Consider the following 16650-nt stretch of genomic DNA (forward strand, 5'->3'; position numbering starts at 1 on the left):
TGCCGACGGCGCCATTCGGATGCCGGCATGGCGGGGCTTCGCGCGTCCAACGCATCGTAGAAGGGTGTGCGGGTCGCAGCGTGCCGACCGGCGGACATTGGCGCTTCGGAGCCCTATTCAGCTACAATGAAAACGATTACAAAAGGGAATTGACCTCCATGAGCACCCAGAATCTCCCCGAGCGCGCGCCGCTCAGCCCGAAGTGGCAGTTCCGCTTCGATTTCTTCGACCGCCACGGCGGACCGACCTCGCCCGACTTCAAGCCGGCGTTCAAGGCCCTGTCGTTCGGCGAGCGGCTGAAGGTCAACATGAACTTCTTTGCGTTCTTCTTCGGCTGGATCTACTTCTTCATCCTCGGCCTGTGGCGCAAGGCGATCGTGCTGATCGCCATCTCGGTGCTGATCGGCGTGCTGTCGTTCTTCCTGCCGAAGGTCGTGGTCAACGGCCTGGGCGTGGCCTATTCGGTGCTGGTCGGCATGATCGCCAACTACGCCTACTACCTGGAAGTGAGGAAGGGCAGCACCAGCTGGAACCCCTTCGAAGGCATGCGCTGGTGGTAAGCGGGACGTAGCCGGGACTCGGGACTCGGGACCCGGAAAAGCGGCGCGGCGTTTGCCTTATGCTTTGCTCTTCCGGGCCCCCACTCCCCAGTCCCGAGTCCCCGCTTCAGGCTCTCCATGTCCCCACTCGCTTCCCAGGCCGATGCGGCACCCGCGGGCCTGTCCTCCGGCCTGATCGCGCTGTTCGCCGCCGCCTGCGGCCTGGCGGTGGCCAACATCTATTTCTCGCAACCGCTGATCGGCATCATCGCGCCGGAACTGCGCCTGCACGCGGGCCTGGCCGGGCTGATCGTGGCGCTGACCCAGCTCGGCTACGGCGCCGGCCTGCTGTTGCTGGTGCCGCTGGCCGACGTGGCCGAGAACCGGCGCCTGGCGATCGCGCTGCTGGGCGGAGTGGTGCTGGGCCTGCTCGGCATCGGCCTGTCGCAGTCGGCGGCCGGTTTCCTGATCGGCTCGTTCGTGGTCGGCGTGTGCGCGGTGGCCACGCAGATCCTGGTGCCGTTCGCCTCGCACCTGGCGCCGGAGGCCAGCCGCGGCCGCGTGGTCGGCACGGTGATGGGCGGGCTGCTGGCCGGCATCATGCTGGCGCGGCCGTTCTCCAGCTTCGTCGCCGCCACCCTGGGCTGGCGCGCGGTGTTCTTCCTGTCCGCCGGCATGATGCTGCTGCTGATGGCGGTGCTGCGCTGGCGCCTGCCGCAGCGCCGGCCCGCGCAGCGCGCGTCCTATGCGGCGGTGCTGGCCTCGCTGCCGCGCCTGTATGCCGCCACCCCGCTGCTGCGCCGGCGCGCGTTCTACCAGGGCATGATGTTCGCCGCGTTCAATGTGTTCTGGACCGGCTCGCCGCTGCTGCTGGCGCAGTCCTTCGGCATGGACCAGCGGCACATCGCGCTGTTCGCGCTGGCCGGCGCCGCCGGTGCCCTGGTCGCGCCGCTGGCCGGGCGCATGGCCGATCGCGGCTGGACTCGCCCGGCCACCGGCTGGGCGCTGGCCGCGGCGGCGCTGTCGTTCGGCATCGGCGCCTGGGCCGCGCACGCGCATGCGCTGGCGTGGCTCGTGGTCGCCGCGCTGGTGCTGGATGCGGCGGTGCAGGTCTGCCAGGTGCTCAGCCTGCGCAGCATCTACATGCTGGCGCCGGAGCAGCGCGGCCGGCTCAACGGCCTGTTCATGACCTCGGTGTTCCTGTGCGGCGCCACCGGCTCGGTGCTGGCCGCGGCGGTGTTCGCCTACGCCGGCTGGCCGGGGCTGTCGCTGCTCGGCGCCGGCTTCGGCACGGCCGCGCTGCTGTTCTACTTCAGCGAGTTCAGGCGGGCAGCGGCGCCGGCGCATTGAGCGCGTGCCGGTGCCTTCTGCTTGGATCGGATGAAGCTCGCATCCGTTCCGAGGCATGCGTTTATCGCAACCGGCAGGCCGCGGCCGGGAAATTTGTCCCTTCTCCCACCGGGAGAAGGTGCCCCGAAGAGGCGGATGAGGGCACGGGCGAAGCCTCGGGCATCCCGATTCCGCGAGACGCTTCGTGCCGTACCCTCACCCCAACCGCTCTCCCGGGAGAGGGGCTGAGCGTGGCGGTGTTACCTCTTCCAGAACTGCCATTTCGGCGCCGGCTTGGCCGCCGCCGCCGTGGCGGCTTGCTGCGGCGCCAGGCTGCCTTGCAGTCGGGCCAGGCGGCCCAGCGCATCGAAGTCGAGCGTGATCCGGCTGCCGTCGCGCATGGCGACGGTCTGTCCGGGCTCGCGCCGCAGCGCATACCCCTGGTCCTCGAGAAAGCCCTCGGCCATCGTCCGGTGGTCGAGCGGGAACTGCGCGACCAACTGCCCGAGCAAGCGCAGCACGCGCGCATCGTCGCAGGGCGCGAACACGGCGGCGGGCACGTCCTCGAGCAGGAAGAACAGCGCGCCGCCTCGATACGGGCCGCGGTAGTAGCACCGCGCGCTCAGCGCGGCGGCGAGCAGGGCCAGCATGTGGCCGTCGTCGTCCAGCGGCAGCGACGCGGTGGCCAGCTCGGCCGGTCCCTCGCGCTCGCCGCGTTCGCGCAAGGCATTCGCCGCGACCAACAGGTTGTCCGGCAGATTGCTGGCGGTGTTGGCCCAGGCCCACAGCCAACTGGCACTGTCCTCGGCGGCGCTGCCCAGCAACTGCACCGGGAAGTGCAGGTCGTCGCCGAAGTGCGCGATCCCTTCGGCCAGATCCAGGCTCCAGCCGCGCTCGCCGAGCAGGTCGGCCAGCGCCAGTTGGCGGGCGAAGGCGGTACCGATGTGGCGCGCCAGGGTGGTCTGGAAGGCCGGCGTCACGGCCGCGGCGCCTCGCGCTGCAGCAGGCTGTGGCGACGCCCGTACAGCAGATAGGCGGCCACGCCGATCGCGTTCCACAACGCGAACCATTTCTGCGTGGTGTGTGGCAGGCTCCAGAAGAGGTACAGGCAGCCGCCGATCGCCAGCGGCGCGACCACCCAGGCCAGCGGCGTGCGGAACTTGCGCACGCGGTCCGGTTCGCGCACGCGCAGCACCAGCAGGCACGCGGCCACCGCGATGAACGCGGCCAGGGTGCCGGCATTGGCCAGTGCGGCGATCTCGTCCAGCCGCGCCACCCCGGCCAGCGCCGCCACCAGCAGCGCGGTGAACAGCGTGGTCGCCACCGGCGTGCCGGTGCGCGCGCTGACCTTGGACAGCCCGCGCGGCAGCAATCCGTCGCGCGACATCACGAAGAAGATCCGGCTCTGCCCGTACAGGAACGCCAGCAGCACTGTCGGCAGCGCGATCACCGCGGCCGCGGCGATCAGCGTCGCCGCCTTGCCCTGGCCGAGTTCGCGCAGGATCAGCGCCAGCGGCTCGGCGCTCTGCCCGAACACCGTGTAGCTCATCGCGCCGACTGCCGACAGCGCCACCAGCACGTAGATCAGCGTGCAGCCGACCATCGAGCCGAGGATGCCGATCGCCAGGTCGCGCTCGGGCTTCTTGGTCTCCTCGGCCGCGGTGGAGATCGCGTCGAAGCCGTAGAAGGCGAAGAAGATGATCGCCGCGGCGGCCATCACCCCGCGTTCGACGCCGTCGGCGCCCATCGACTTGGCGAAGCCGAACGGCATGAACGGCTCCATCCGCGCGCTGTCGAAATGCGGCAGCGCGATCACCACGAACACGGTCAGGGCGATGATCTTCACCGCCACCAGCACCGCGTTGACCGTGGCGCTGGCCTGGGTGCCGAGCATCAGCATGCCGGCGACCACGAAGGTGATCAGCACCGCCGGCAGGTTGACCACGCCGCCGGCGTGCGGCCCGGCGGTCAGCCACAGCGGCAGGTCCACGCCCACGCCCTTGAGGAAGCCCACCGCATAGCCGGACCAGCCCACCGCCACCGTGCTGACCACCAGCGAGTACTCCAGGATCAGGCTCCAGCCGACCACCCAGGCGATGCTCTCGCCGAGCGCGATGTAGCTGTAGGTGTAGGCGCTGCCGGCGGCCGGCATCAGCGTGGCCATCTCCGCGTAGGCCAGCGCGGCGCAGGCGCAGATCGCCCCGGCCACCGCGAAGGACAGCAGCACCGCCGGCCCGGCCAGGTGCGCGCCGACTCCGATCAGGGTGTAGATGCCGGTGCCGACGATCGCGCCGATGCCCAGCGCCACCAGATGCGGCCAGCTCAGCGTAGGCACCAGCCGGCGCCCGGCTTCGTGGACGGTGACCAGATCGAGCGACTTGCGCCGGAACAGGAACGACATGCGGGCCTCGGGGAACGACAGGACAAGCCCGCGAGTGTCGCCGAATGCGGTGCAGCAAAGCTATGCCCGGCGGCCTTGCCCGGCCGGCCGGTCGCGCGGCGGCAGACAACGCGCGCCATGCGGCCTGCGACAGCCGCCGCCGCGCGACCGCCCGTTCCGCGCGGTTACGGGAGGCCGTTGCGCCCGTGCGCCAGAAAGCCCGGGCGTGCCGACAGCCGTTCGTAGTAGGCGGCCACCGCCGGCAGCGGCGGGCGCTGCATGGGCGTGGCCATCCAGCGCTGGGTGGACAGGCCGAGCACGATGTCGGCCAGGGTGAAGTCCGCGCCCGCCGCATAGGCGCCGGTGCGCTGCAGCTGCGCGTCGAGGATGCCCATGTGCCGGTGCCAGCCGGCCACGCCCTGCGCCAGCGCCTGCGCATCGCGATGTGCGGGACTGTCGCGGACCAGCGCCATGAACGCGTAGCGCCAGGCGTTGTTGAGTTCGGTGGCCTGCCAGTCCATCCACTGCTCGACCAGCGCCCGCGCCTGCGGCGCGGCCGGCAGCAGGTCCGTGCGCTGCTGGCGCGCCGCCAGGTAGCGGCAGATGCTGTTGGATTCCCACAGCACGAAGTCGCCGTCGCGCAGCACCGGCACCAGCGCGTTCGGGTTCAACGCGCGGAACGCCGGCGTGTCCACCGCGGCGAAGCCGGCGCCGTAGGGATGCTGGTCGATCGCCAGGTCCAGTTCCGCGCACAGCCACAGCACCTTGCGCACGTTGATCGAAGAGGACTTGCCGTAGAGGGTGAGCATGGCATTCGGGTCGGGGGCGAGCATGCAGCGTGCATCGGCGCGCGTCCCGGCGCAATGCGGCCATGCCTGGCAGGGATTGCGCAGGGGCATGGCTCCGGCGCAGCGCCTGAGACACGGCCGGCTACACTGGCGGCATGCAAACCGATTTCCATTTCCTGATCCTGGCCGGCCTGCTGTGCGTCGTCGTCGTGCTGCTGGTGGCGCTGCTGCTGCGCCGGAACGACCCCGCGGCGCTGGAACAGGCGCTGCGCGAGGAACAGCGCAACGGCCGCGGCGAACTGCGCGAGCAGCTCGACAGCCTGGCGCGGCAGCAGGACGCGCGCAGCGAGGGCTTCGCCCGCCATCTGGCCGACCTGTCCACCCGCACCGACCAGCGCCTGGACCTGCTGCGCGAGGCGCTGACCGAGGACGCGCGGCGCGGCCGGGCCGAGGCCGGCGAGGCGCAGCAGCGCGTGGCCGAACTGCTGAACCAGCGCCTGGTCGAGATGCGCGGCCAGCTCGACGCGTTCGGCCAGCAGCAGGACGCGCGCATGCTGCACTTCGGCCAGCAGCAAGCCGAACTGATCGCGCGCATCGACGCGCACCTGGGCGCGCTGCGCGAGACCCTGGTCGAGGACGCGCGCAAGGGCCGCCTGGAAGGCGCCGAGTCGCAGCAGCGCTTCGCCGACACGCTCGGCCAGCGGCTCAACGAACTGATCCAGCGCAACGAGCAGCGCATCGGCGAGATGCGCGCCACCCTGGAAGAGCGGCTGAAGGAACTGCAGGCCGACAACGCGGCCAAGCTCGAGCAGATGCGCGGCACCGTCGACGAGAAGCTGCAGACCACGCTCAACACGCGCCTGGACGCCTCGTTCAAGCTGGTCTCCGAGCGGCTCGAGCAGGTCCAGCGCGGGCTGGGCGAAATGCAGCAGCTGGCTACCGGCGTGGGCGATCTCAAGCGCGTGCTGAGCAACGTCAAGAACCGCGGCGGCTGGGGCGAGGTGCAGCTGGAGAACATCCTCGAGCAGACCCTGACCCAGGAGCAGTACGCGCGCGGCGTGCGGGTGCGCCCGGAGCGCAACGAAATGGTCGATTTCGCGGTGCGCCTGCCCGGCCGCGGCCACGAGGACACGCCGGTATGGCTGCCGATCGACGCCAAGTTCCCACGCGAGGACTACGAGCGGCTGCTCGATGCGCAGGAGCAGGGCGAGCCGGACCAGGTGCTGGCGATGGGCGCGCAGCTGGAGCGCGCGATCCGGGTACAGGCCAAGTCGATCAGCGACAAGTACATCGCGCCGCCGCACACCACCGATTTCGCGGTGATGTTCCTGCCCACCGAAGGCCTGTACGCGGAAACCCTGCGCCGGCCCGGCCTGGCCGACCTGCTGCAGCGCGAGCACCGCATCGTCGTCGCCGGCCCCACCACCGTCACCGCGCTGCTCAACAGCCTGCAGATGGGCTTTCGCACGCTGGCCATCGAGAAGCGCTCCAGCGAGGTGTGGGGCGTGCTGGCGGCGGTCAAGAGCGAGTTCGGCAAGTTCGCCGGCATCCTGGAAAAGGCCGAGAAGCAGATCAGCACCGTCGGCAAGAGCCTGGGCGATGCCAGCCGCAAGACCCGCACCATCGAGCGCCGCCTGCGCGGGGTGGAGACGCTGGCCGAGGCGCAGCTCGCGCCGCTGCTCGATCTGGAGCTGCCGATGGCCGATCCCGATCCGGACGAGGATGCCGCGCGCGACGAACAGGAGTGAGCGCATCGCGCACGGCCATGCATCTGCTGCAACACGCGCGCTGCGATACTGGGCGCCGCCGCCCTGCCCGAATGGAGATGCCGATGTCGATGCGATGGTGCACCCTGTTGTCCTGCCTGTTGCTGGCCGCCTGCGCCAGCGGCCCCGCCCCGCAGGCGACGCCCGCCGCGCAGTCCGGCAGCGCCGGCGCCGAAGCGGCGCCCGATGCCGCGGCCTGCACCGCGCAGGGCGGCAGCCTGCGTCCGCTCGGCCGCCGCGGCCTGCTCAAGTGCGTGGTCCCGTTCGCCGACGCCGGCAAGACCTGCAGCGACGGCGACCAGTGCCGCGGCGATTGCCTGGCGGTGACGCCGGTGGCCACCGGCACTGCCGCCCAGGGCGTGTGCCAGCGCGACATCAGCGAGAACTTCGGCTGCCGGCAGCAGGTGCAAGGCGGCGTCGGCGCCGCGCAGATCTGCATCGACTGATGCACGGCGCGCAATGGCCGCCGTGCGGCCATTGCGCCTATGCTTGCGCTCCCCATTCTCGTTGCAGGAGCCGCGCATGCACCAGTCGATCCAGGACATCCCGCTGACCACCATCGAAGGCCAGCCCGCGTCGCTGGCCGGGTATCGCGGCAAGGTGCTGCTGCTGGTCAACGTCGCCTCCAAGTGCGGGCTGACCAAGCAGTACGAAGGCCTGGAGGCGCTGTACCGCGAAAAGCGCGCCGACGGGCTGGAAGTGCTGGGTTTCCCGGCCAACGACTTCAAGGGCCAGGAGCCGGGCAGCGAGGCGGAGATCCAGCAGTTCTGTCAGCTCACCTACGACGTGACCTTCCCGATGTTCGCCAAGATCGCGGTCACTGGAGAGGCGACGCATCCGTTGTACCGCGCGCTGATCGAGGCGCAGCCGCACACCGAGGGCGAGGGCCCGATGCGCGAGCGGCTGCTCGGCTACGGCATCGCCCCCAACCCGGTGCCGGGCGTGCTGTGGAACTTCGAGAAGTTCCTGGTCGGCCGCGACGGCCAGGTACTCGGCCGCTTCGCCCCGGACGTGACCGCCGAGGACCCGCGCCTGCGCACGGCGATCGAGACGGCGCTGGCGTAACGGCTTGCGGCGTTCGGGTGCCTACGCGGCGATGCCTGGCGATCCGGATGCGCTGTGGAGGCTCCGGGTGGCTTGGCCATCGGACCGAAAGGCTTCGAGGCCGTGGCGGTTCCGGGCTCCGTTCGTCTCGGTTAATGGCCCAAGGCCGCCGAAGCCGCTCCTACAAAAGGCGCACAGCTGACTCGATGGCTGCACCGTAAAAGTGATCTGATGGCCTTGAGCCATCGGTTTTGGCAGAGCGTCGAAGCGTTAGGACTCCCACTCCGTTCGTCGCGGCTGAAGCCGCTCCTACAGGAGGCGGTTGGCTTGCGTAGTGCGCTGTAGCAGGGCGCCGGCCATCAACACCGGCATAGCCGGGCGGTGCCATTCGCGCGCCGCGACGGAAGGTCCACGCATCTGGAGTCGTTCCACGGCGGCTGGGCCAATGTCATGGCCGGCAATCTGGTGCGAAGGCGTCCCGATGCTGCGAGCACGCAGTTGGCTGGATTCTTGCCGCGGCCGCCACCGTCACCATTGCCTGTAGTTGTAGTTGTAGTTGTAGTTGTAGTTGCAGTTGCTTTGGCTTTGGCTGTTGCCGTTGCCGTTGCTTTTGACTTACCGGGTTCCCTTCCGCAGCGGCGGATGGACCGGGGAAAAACCCCGAAGGGGCGGCGCACAGGGATGTGCGCCGTTCGCGGCAGGGGCAGGATGCCCCTTCCGCGAATCCCCGGTGCATCCGCGGACCCGGAGCGCGCAGCGCGGAGGGCGCAAGGCAGGGCGCGCTTTCTTTTGGTTACTTTTCTTTGCGCGAGCAAAGAAAAGTGACCCGCCAAAGGCGGAAGCCTTTGCTTTGGTGCCTTTCTGTAGGAGCAGCTTCAGCCGCGACCGAGACATTCCCGTGAGGCCCCGGTCGCGGCTGAAGCCGCTCCTACAGTGATTCGGCTGCCGCCACTGCAGCAAGTACAAGTGCAAAGCTTTCGCCTTGCGGCGAGTCACTTTTCTTTGCTTGTGCAAAGAAAAGTAACCAAAAGAAGCGCTTTACCACAGCCGAAGGCTGGTCAAGCACACCCCGCAGCGCGCCCTCCGCGCTGCGCGCTCCGGGTCCGCAGGCACGACGGGAATTTTCGATGGCGCATCCATGTGTCAACGAAAAACGTCGCGCATCCTGCGCGCCGCCCTTCGGGTATTCGCCCGCCCGCCTGCCGCGCTGAGGGGGGCCGGTAAATCAAAAGGAAAGCAACGGCCAGGAGCAACAACCAAGAGCGACAGCAACAACAGCAACAGCAACAACAGCAACAGCAACAGCAACAGCAACAGCAACAGCAACAGCAACAGCAACAGCAACAGCAGGGGGAGCCTGCTGCGTGCGTGACGTCCGCTGCGGCCAAGGGAGCGCGCCCGCATGTGTCGGGCGGCGAGGCTAGCCCACGATCACGATGCTCCTACGGTGGGCATGGCGGGAAAAACCCAGCCAAAAAAAACCCGGCCGACGCCGGGTTCTTTCGTACCGCCGGAAGCGCGCCAGACTCAGCGGCTGCCGCCGCGCCATTCCGGGATCGGCATCGCGTCCACCGGCACGGTCGGATTGGTCTCTTCCTCGCGCAGATAGTCGGGCAGATCGTTGTCCTGGCGCTTGTGCGTGTGCAGGTCGCCTTCGATCTGGTAGGTGCGGCGCTGCATCCACGCGTCGCGGGTCAGCTGGTACTCGTCCGGCGCCTCGTCGCGCAGGCTGTCCAGCGACAGCAGCTGCGCGCGGGTGTCGACCAGCTGCAGGCCCTGCAGGCCGACGCGCACGGTGTCTTCCTCGATCTGCCGCAGCGGCGACAGCGGCGCGTCGCCGGCCAGGCCGAACACGTCGCGTACCGTGCGCGGCCCGAACAGCGGCAACTCCACGTAGCGCGAACGGCGCCAGCCCCAGGCGCCCAGGGTCTGGCCGAAGTCCTCGCTGCGCCGCGGCAGCTTGGCGTCGCTGGCCGGGTCGAAGATGCCGGCGATGCCCAGCGTGCTGTTCATCAGGAACCGGCCCAGGGTCTGCCCGGCCTGCAGCGGACGGCCCTGCAGCAGCTGGTTGACCATGGTCAGCGGCGAGCTGAGGTTGTCGAAGAAGTTGGTCACGCCCAGCCGCACCGGCCGCGGCACCACGTTGACGTAGGCGCGCGCCAGCGGCCGCGCCACGGTGCGGTCGACCACGTTGTTGAACTTGTGCACCTTGCGGTTGAACTTCTCCCACGGATCATAGCTCTGCGGCACGGCGACGCCGGCCGGCAGGGTCGGATCGGCGACCGGGTTGTACGGGTCGCCGCCGTACAGGGCGGCGTAGTCGTCCTCGGCCGCGGTCGCCGCGCCGCCGGTCGGCGGCACGCTGGCCGGTGCGGCCGTCGCCTCGCCAGGGACGGCCGCGGTCTCGGGCGAGGCCTGCGCAGCGGCGGCCGGCGCGGTGTCGCCGACGGCGGCGCGCGTGTCGTCCGCAGCGGCGGCATCGGCAGTGGGCATCGCCTCGGTCGTGGCGACCGCGGGCGGCGGCGGCGTGCGCTTGGGGGCGCCGGCGCAGGCGCCCAGGGCGGCGGCCAGAGCCAGGGAGGTGAGGATACGCAACACGTTCATGGGGTCAGCTCGCCGCCGGGGGAGATTGGAAATCCAGGGTCGAGGCCAGCCGGTAGGCGGCGCTCAATTCGGTCAGGCCGGCCGGGGCGCCGTGAATGGCGACCTCGGCCTGGCCCTGCGCACGCAGGCGTGCGGCCAGTTCGGCAAGCAGCGCCAGGCCGGCGCTGTCCACCCGCGACACCTCGCGCAGGTCCAGCGCGCGCGCGCCGGCCAGCAGCGGCAGCGCCGCCGGCCACAGCGCGGTGGCCGCGGCGCGGTCGAGCGCGCCGCTCAGCGCGAGCGTGTCGCCGTCGCGACGCAGGCGTGGCTCACTGCTTGCCACTGCTGCTCGCCGGTGCGACCTGCAGCGCGCCGTTGCGCAGGTCGGCCGCGACCTGCGGGATCGACTTGGTGCGCAGCGGGGTGTCGAACTGGTTGCGGAAGGTCTGCACGTACGACACGCCTTCCACCATCACGTCGAAGATCTTCCAGCTGCCGCCGGTATTGCGCACCAGGTAGTCGACCGGGATCGGGTCGCCGCCGCTGCGCAGCAGTTCGGTGGAGACCTTCGCGCCGCGGCCGCCCGGCAGCGGGGTTTCCGACTTCACCCGCACCTGCGGCTTGCCTTCGAAGGTCAGCAGCGAGCTGCCGTAGCGCTGCATCAGGTTGTCGGCCATCGCATCGGCGAACAGCTTGACGTCGGCATCGGAGGCGCCGCGGCCGTGCACGCCCAGCACCAGGCGCGCGGCGTAGTCGCGGTCGAAGGACTTGTTCATCTCGCTGTCGATGAACTGCTTGAGCGCGGCGTTGTTGCTCTTGAACTCGGCGCGGCGCTGTTCCAGCGTGGCCAGGATGCGGGTGCTGTTGTCGAGCACGACCTTGCTGGCCGACCCCTGCTGGGCGGCGGCGCCGGCGGGCGCGGCCTGGGCCAGCGCGATGGCGGGGGCGGCGACGGCCAGCGCGGCGGCGAGAGCGGCGGAGAGCAGTTTGTTGGTCATGGCTTGGGTTCCGTTTCCGTAGAGGGAGTGGGGCTGTTCGCGGAGGATGCGGCAGCGGGTGTCGCGCCGGTGTTACTTCCGCCGCTGCCGCCGCCGAACATGTACTTGCCGACCAGCTGGATCAGGTCCACCGCCGGCTGGGTGAAGGCGATCTCCTGGCCGGGCTTGAGCGTGTCCGGATCGCCGCCGGGCTGCAGCCCCACATAGCTTTCGCCGAGCAGGCCGCTGGTCAGGATACCGGCCGAGGTGTCCGCCGGCAGGTCCTTGTAGCGGTCGTCGATGGCCAGGGTCACCACCGAGTCGAACTTGGCCGGGTCCAGCTCGATCTTCGCCACCTGGCCGATGATCACCCCGCCGATCTTCACCGGCGCCTGCTGGCGCAACTGGCCGATCTGCGAGAAGCGGGCGGTCAGCTCGTAGCGCCCGCCGCCGAAGCCCCACTGGCGGTTGGTGGAGGCGAGCGCCAGCACCAGCAGCGAGGCCAGGCCCAGCAGCAGGAAGGCGCCGACGGCGAACTCGAGACGGGGACCACGGATAGCCATAACGTGTCTACCTTGTTGATTCATCCGGGCCGCGGCGACAGTGCCGTGGCCGTAAAACGCGGCCCGCCGGCGACGGCAGGCTTCGCTGCGGCGTGCGGTCCCTTACTGGAACAGCAGCGCCGACAGCACGAAATTGAACATCAGCACCAGCAGCGAGGCGTTCACCACCGCGCGGGTGGTGGCCACCGAGGTGCCCTCGATGGTCGGCTCGGCATGGAAGCCGACGTACGAGGCGACCAGCGCCGCGGTCCCGCCGAACACCGCCGACTTCAGCATCGCCACGCCGAAGTCGTCCCAGAAATCCACGCTGCTCGACAGCGCCGACCAGAACGTGCCGCGGTCCAGGCCCAGCACGTGCACCGCTTCGAAGTAGCTGGCGCTGATCGCCAGCGAGCAGAAGATGCCGGTCAGCAGCGGCACGGTCAGCACCGCCGCCCAGAAGCGCGGCGCCACCGCCTTGGCCACCGGATCGATCGCCATCAGCTCCAGCGCCTTGATCTGGTCGGTGGCGCGCATCAGCCCCAGTTCGGCGGCGATCGAGCTGCCGGCGCGGCCGATGAACAGCAGCGCGGTCAGCACCGGCGCCAGTTCGCGGTACAGCGACAGCCCCAGCAGCGTGGACAGTGCGTCGGAGGCGCCGTAGGTCTGCAGCGTGCGGTAGCCCTGCAGGGTCAGCACCAGGCCGACGAAGGCGCCGCCGACGGCGATGATCGGCAGCGAGCGCGCGCCGACCTTGTAGATCTCGCGGACCAGCTCGGCCAGGAAATCGCGGGTCGGCAGCGAGCCGCGCAGCACGGTCAGCGAGAACAGCCCGGCGCGGCCCAGCGCGCGGATCGAGGCGACGGCGCCCATCAGGCGGCGCTCCGCGCGCGTGGCGGCGCATCGAACGGGATCGGGCCGTCCGGGCGGCCATGCAGGAACTGCTGCAACAGCGGGTCGGCGCTGGCCTGCAGCGCGTCCGGGGTGCCGGCGAAGACCACCCCGCCGTTGGCGATCGCCACCGCCTGGTCGCAGATCGGCAGGGTCTCGTGGACGTGGTGGCTGACGATGATGCTGGTCAGGCCGAGGGTGTCGTTGAGGCGCTGGATCAGGCTCATGATCACCCCGGAGGCGATCGGGTCCAGCCCGGTCAGCGGCTCGTCGTAGATCATCAGCGGCGGGTCCAGGGCCAGCGCGCGGGCCAGCGCCACGCGCCGCGCCATGCCGCCGGACAGTTCGCGCGGCCAGGCGTCGGCGGCGGCGAGCAGGCCCACCGCGTGCAGCTTCAGCGCCACCAGCCGCTGCAGCACCGGCTCGGGCAGGCGGGTGTGGGCGCGCAGCGGCAGCGCCACGTTCTCGGCCACGCTCAGGTCGGTGAGCAGGCCGTTGCCCTGCAGCAGCACGCCGATGCTCTTGCGCGTCTCGCGCAGCGCGCGGCTGCCGCGCGGCAGCGGCTGGCCGAACACCTCGACCGTGCCGGCGACCGGGACCAGCTCGCCGGTCAGCGCCGCCAGCAGCGTCGACTTGCCGCTGCCCGACGGGCCGAGCACGGCGGTGATGCTGCCGCGCGGCACCGCCAGCGAGACGTCGCGCAGGATCGCGCGGCCGCCGCGGTCGATGCGCACGCCGGACAGCTGCACCACATTGGATTCGGAAGACGCCATCGCGGCCTTTAACGAAAAATCAACACAGGATTGAACCAGTCCGCTGAACTTAACCGAACTGGGCCGTGCAGTATTGTCGCATCCGTGACGCCCGCGTGCGCGTGGTCCGGGAACGCCGTACATGCAACAGCGTGTCTTGGGTCTGGAGGGACCGGTTCCCTGGCGGCGCCGGCCGGTACGGCACGCGCTGCGGCCTTGTGCTGGCGGCGGCTGGACTGCTCCAGTGCCGCGGTTCAACCTGGCGCGCGCCCGCGGCGTTGCGCAGTGCCGCTTGTATGCGCTGCCGCGCACCGCCACGATGCGCAGGGGCGATGGCGCCGCGACAGGGAGTGGTACATGGAATTGCTGACCTTGGAACATTTCGCCGGAAGCGTGAACGAGACCTTCGCCGCGGCCCTGAACGACGGCGAGGTGCCCTTCGTGCTGGTCGAGGCGCGGCCGCTGCCGGCCAAGACGGCCACACACCGCGCGCCGTTCTCGCTGCTGTTCCGCAACACCTCCGCGTTCCTGTTCCCGCAACAGACCTACCGCATGCGGCATGCGCGGCTGGGCGAGCTGGGCATCTTCCTGGTGCCGGTGGCGCGCGAGCGCGACGGCTTCCTGTACCAGGCGGTCTTCAACTGACCGCCGGCGCCGCGCAGGCGGCGCGCCAGTGCATTTCCAGGTGGGAGTCGCCGGCGTCGCCCGGCACGAAGCCCAGGCGCGCGTACAGGCGCTGCGCGGCGGGATTGGCATGCAGCACGTGCAGCGACAGCGGGCATCCGGCCGCGGCGGCCAGCGCCTGCGCCTGCGCGATCAGCGCGGTGCCCACACCCTGCCCGCGCCAGACCGGCAGCAGGCTGATGTCGACCAGCACGTGTCTCGCTGCGCCGCGCTGCAGGTACAGCCTGCCCAGCGGCGCCTGCGCGGTTTCCACGATCAGGAAGTCGGCGTCGGCGAAGTGCGCGAGGTAGTGCGCGTGCTGCAGGGCGAACTGCTGGTCGAGGAACGCGCGCTTGGCCTGCTCCGGCCACGGTACCGCCGCGAGCTCGGCGCTGCGGGTGCTGGCGTACAGGTCGCGCAGCCAGGGCAGATCGGCGTCGCGCGCGGCGCGCAGGCCGATGCCGCGCGCGCGCAGCGCCGCCGGTGCGGCGGGGCCAGCGCGTCGGTCCGGAAAGCCGGTCGCGGCCACGGCGCCGTGCTCAGTCGAACGCCGGGTAGTCTCCCGACAGCGCGATGCAGAAGTTCACCGCGAGGTAGGGTTGCTGGTTCTCGTGCGCCTGGCCGTTGCCGGTGGGCAGCAGCGCCGTTGGAGAGAACTGCGCCTCGGGCTGCTGTACCGTCGCGAAGGGACGCGCCGTGCTGCTGCCTAGCGCCGACAATCCCGCGCCGTTTGCGGGCGTGCCGCTTTTCTTGGTCCGATCCGTTTGCGAGAACGAGACGATGCCGTGGTCGTGCGGCGGGATCTGCGTGCTCAACAGGCTGACCCCGACGCTGCCGAAGGCGTCGCCGCGCTGGCGGTTGGTCAACCCGCCGCCCTGGCCTTGCTCGCAGCCGGCGCGCGTGCAGAAGTTCGGCAATTGGAACGTGCTGGAGCCGTTGCCGCCATAGGCGACGCCGAGCAGCGAGTACAGCACGGTGTTCTGCGTGATCGGCAGCGTGGCGCCATTGCACAACGCCCAGCCGACGGGATTGAAATCGAAGCCGAACAGCTGGATTTCCCCGATATAGGGTTCGGTCATGAACGCATTCCTCCAGTGGAATGGACGGGCGCCGCGGCGAGCGCGGCGCGCCGAACGGGATCAGCTCTGCTGCGGGAAGATGCCGGCGGTGGCGATGCAGTACTGCACCGTCAGCGTGGGCATGGTGTTCTCGTGCGGTTGGCCGCCACCGGTGATCGTGGTCGATTGCGTGGCCATCGGCGTCACGGTGGCGCCGGCGCTGTCGGTTACATAGAACACGTCGCCGGCGACCGTGCCGGGCAACAGGCCGGACGGCGCGGTCGCCGTTGCCGCGGCAGTGGTGGCGACCACCGTGTGGGTGTGCGCGGGCATCTGCAATTCGGTCAGCGTCACGGTCTCCGTGCCTGCGCGTTGGGCAATGACGTAGTTGCTCAGGCCCGGTCCCTGGCCTTGGTGCAGCGGCACGCGCCCGCGCAGGTCCGGTACCGCAAACGTGGTCTGCCCGTCGCCGCCGTAGAGCGTGCCGATCAGCACGAACAGGGTTTCGTACTCGGAGATCGACAGCAGGGTGCCGTCGCACGCCTGCCAGCCCTGCGGGGTGCGGCCGAAGCCGAACATGCGGATCTCGCCGATGAATGGAGTGGCCATGGTGTCCTTCCTGGTCGGTGATGCGCCGCGCGCCGCCAACGGCGCGCCGCGTACATGAAGTGCCGGCGCCCTAGCTGCGCGAAGGGAAGATGCCGGACAGCGCGATGCAGAAATTGATCGTGGTGTACGGCTGCAGGTTCGGATGCGGCTGGCTGCCGCCCGCCGGGACGGCGGTTGCCGGATCCAGCGCCACCAATGTGCCCGGAGCTGCATACAGCGCCGTGGCCGGACCCGAGGTGCTGGCGTTGTTAGCGAACGAGCGGCTGGCAGGATTGCGACTGTTGCCTGCGGTGTTGGTGCACTCGAGCAGATGGTTGTGCGCCGGCAGGTTGCCGGGCAGCAGCGAGACGTTCTCCGCGCCGCCGCTCTGGCCCAGCGGCGGCGGCGAGGGTTGCCAGTTCGGATCGGCCGAGGGTCCGAAGCCGACGGGCGTGCGCCCGCGCATGTCCGGCAGCGCGAAGTTGGTGCTGCCGTTGCCGCCGAAACGGGAACCGATCAGGCTGAAGAGCGCCTGATTCTGATTAACCGGCAGCAGCTGCCCGTTGCACTGCGCAAAATATTTGGGCGCGAAAACGAAACCGGTCAGCATGATCTGACCGACGAAGAACTCGCTCATGCGGATCTCCCCCCGGATTGTTTGGCGACGGACATCGTGTCCGACGCCGGCCACTTAACCACGTCTTTTGCGCGATGCAAGTCTTGATAATGATGAATCAGACAGCCAGGGCG

Annotated in this window: 20 protein-coding genes; 6 read left to right on the forward strand and 14 right to left on the reverse strand. The window is 70.0% G+C overall.

Features of this window, described 5'->3' with window-relative positions; genetic code table 11:
- Positions 1 to 158: 158 nt before the first annotated feature.
- Positions 159 to 560, forward strand: a complete 402-nt coding sequence (locus OCJ37_RS00515; RefSeq protein ID WP_263111708.1) for a DUF2628 domain-containing protein — start codon at positions 159 to 161, stop codon at positions 558 to 560.
- A gap of 117 nt (positions 561 to 677) precedes the next feature.
- Positions 678 to 1889, forward strand: a complete 1212-nt coding sequence (locus tag OCJ37_RS00520) for an MFS transporter (RefSeq protein ID WP_263111709.1) — start codon at positions 678 to 680, stop codon at positions 1887 to 1889.
- A 239-nt stretch (positions 1890 to 2128) separates the two neighbouring features.
- Here the strand turns inward: OCJ37_RS00520 and OCJ37_RS00525 are convergent, their stop codons facing one another.
- The 3 genes from OCJ37_RS00525 to OCJ37_RS00535 all read right to left on the reverse strand — a co-directional run bounded on the left by OCJ37_RS00525 (position 2129) and on the right by OCJ37_RS00535 (position 5057).
- Positions 2129 to 2848, reverse strand: coding sequence for a DUF6882 domain-containing protein (locus tag OCJ37_RS00525; RefSeq protein ID WP_263111710.1), 720 nt, complete (start codon positions 2846 to 2848; stop codon positions 2129 to 2131).
- Positions 2845 to 4269: an amino acid permease gene (locus tag OCJ37_RS00530; RefSeq protein ID WP_263111711.1), complete on the reverse strand. Its 1425-nt coding sequence runs from the start codon at positions 4267 to 4269 to the stop codon at positions 2845 to 2847. The genes OCJ37_RS00525 and OCJ37_RS00530 overlap by 4 nt, the downstream gene beginning before the upstream one ends.
- A gap of 164 nt (positions 4270 to 4433) precedes the next feature.
- Positions 4434 to 5057, reverse strand: a complete 624-nt coding sequence (locus OCJ37_RS00535) for a glutathione S-transferase family protein (RefSeq protein WP_263111712.1) — start codon at positions 5055 to 5057, stop codon at positions 4434 to 4436.
- Positions 5058 to 5191: 134 nt separating this feature from the next.
- Here OCJ37_RS00535 and rmuC point away from each other — a divergent pair, with 134 nt between their 5' ends.
- From rmuC to OCJ37_RS00550, 3 genes are all read left to right on the forward strand, one after another.
- Positions 5192 to 6784, forward strand: a complete 1593-nt coding sequence (rmuC, locus tag OCJ37_RS00540) for a DNA recombination protein RmuC (RefSeq protein WP_263111713.1) — start codon at positions 5192 to 5194, stop codon at positions 6782 to 6784.
- 83 nt (positions 6785 to 6867) lie between these two features.
- Complete coding sequence (locus tag OCJ37_RS00545) at positions 6868 to 7248, forward strand: hypothetical protein (RefSeq protein ID WP_263111715.1); 381 nt, start codon at positions 6868 to 6870, stop codon at positions 7246 to 7248.
- A gap of 76 nt (positions 7249 to 7324) precedes the next feature.
- Positions 7325 to 7867 carry a glutathione peroxidase gene (locus tag OCJ37_RS00550; protein WP_263111716.1) on the forward strand — a complete coding sequence of 181 codons (543 nt, stop codon included), beginning with the start codon at positions 7325 to 7327 and terminating at the stop codon, positions 7865 to 7867.
- A 1122-nt stretch (positions 7868 to 8989) separates the two neighbouring features.
- Here the strand turns inward: OCJ37_RS00550 and OCJ37_RS00555 are convergent.
- From OCJ37_RS00555 to OCJ37_RS00585, 7 genes are all read right to left on the reverse strand, one after another.
- Positions 8990 to 9190, reverse strand: a complete 201-nt coding sequence (locus OCJ37_RS00555) for a hypothetical protein (RefSeq protein ID WP_263111717.1) — start codon at positions 9188 to 9190, stop codon at positions 8990 to 8992.
- A 183-nt stretch (positions 9191 to 9373) separates the two neighbouring features.
- On the reverse strand, positions 9374 to 10339 hold the full coding sequence (locus OCJ37_RS00560; RefSeq protein WP_263113764.1) for an MlaA family lipoprotein: 966 nt from the start codon (positions 10337 to 10339) through the stop codon (positions 9374 to 9376).
- A 115-nt stretch (positions 10340 to 10454) separates the two neighbouring features.
- Complete coding sequence (locus tag OCJ37_RS00565) at positions 10455 to 10772, reverse strand: STAS domain-containing protein (RefSeq protein WP_263111718.1); 318 nt, start codon at positions 10770 to 10772, stop codon at positions 10455 to 10457.
- The gene (locus OCJ37_RS00570; protein ID WP_263111719.1) at positions 10759 to 11427 is read right to left on the reverse strand and encodes an MlaC/ttg2D family ABC transporter substrate-binding protein; all 669 of its coding nucleotides are present in this window, start codon (positions 11425 to 11427) and stop codon (positions 10759 to 10761) included. Before OCJ37_RS00570 ends, OCJ37_RS00565 begins: the two co-directional genes overlap by 14 nt.
- Positions 11424 to 11969 (reverse strand): outer membrane lipid asymmetry maintenance protein MlaD, encoded by a 546-nt coding sequence (gene mlaD / locus OCJ37_RS00575; protein WP_263111720.1) that lies wholly within the window; start codon positions 11967 to 11969, stop codon positions 11424 to 11426. Before mlaD ends, OCJ37_RS00570 begins: the two co-directional genes overlap by 4 nt.
- A 102-nt stretch (positions 11970 to 12071) precedes the next feature.
- Positions 12072 to 12821, reverse strand: a complete 750-nt coding sequence (locus OCJ37_RS00580; RefSeq protein WP_263111721.1) for an MlaE family lipid ABC transporter permease subunit — start codon at positions 12819 to 12821, stop codon at positions 12072 to 12074.
- Entirely contained in the window at positions 12821 to 13612 is a 792-nt protein-coding gene (locus tag OCJ37_RS00585) for an ABC transporter ATP-binding protein (protein WP_185814754.1), read from the reverse strand. The genes OCJ37_RS00580 and OCJ37_RS00585 overlap by 1 nt, the downstream gene beginning before the upstream one ends.
- 336 nt (positions 13613 to 13948) lie before the next feature.
- Between OCJ37_RS00585 and OCJ37_RS00590 the strand changes: the two genes are divergently transcribed.
- Positions 13949 to 14236: a DUF6916 family protein gene (locus OCJ37_RS00590; RefSeq protein ID WP_263111722.1), complete on the forward strand. Its 288-nt coding sequence runs from the start codon at positions 13949 to 13951 to the stop codon at positions 14234 to 14236.
- On the opposite strand, the gene OCJ37_RS00595 is transcribed toward OCJ37_RS00590, so the two are convergent.
- From OCJ37_RS00595 to OCJ37_RS00610, 4 genes are all read right to left on the reverse strand, one after another.
- Positions 14229 to 14729, reverse strand: a complete 501-nt coding sequence (locus OCJ37_RS00595; protein ID WP_263113765.1) for a GNAT family N-acetyltransferase — start codon at positions 14727 to 14729, stop codon at positions 14229 to 14231. The genes OCJ37_RS00590 and OCJ37_RS00595 overlap by 8 nt on opposite strands.
- Before the next feature lie 64 nt (positions 14730 to 14793).
- Positions 14794 to 15333, reverse strand: a complete 540-nt coding sequence (locus tag OCJ37_RS00600; protein ID WP_263111723.1) for a phage tail protein — start codon at positions 15331 to 15333, stop codon at positions 14794 to 14796.
- A gap of 60 nt (positions 15334 to 15393) precedes the next feature.
- A complete protein-coding gene (locus tag OCJ37_RS00605; RefSeq protein WP_263111724.1) occupies positions 15394 to 15921 on the reverse strand; it encodes a phage tail protein in 528 nt (175 codons plus the stop codon).
- A 70-nt stretch (positions 15922 to 15991) separates the two neighbouring features.
- Complete coding sequence (locus OCJ37_RS00610) at positions 15992 to 16537, reverse strand: phage tail protein (protein WP_263111726.1); 546 nt, start codon at positions 16535 to 16537, stop codon at positions 15992 to 15994.
- Positions 16538 to 16650: the final 113 nt, after the last annotated feature.

The organism is Xanthomonas sp. AM6, assembly GCF_025665335.1.
Taxonomy (GTDB): domain Bacteria; phylum Pseudomonadota; class Gammaproteobacteria; order Xanthomonadales; family Xanthomonadaceae; genus Xanthomonas_A.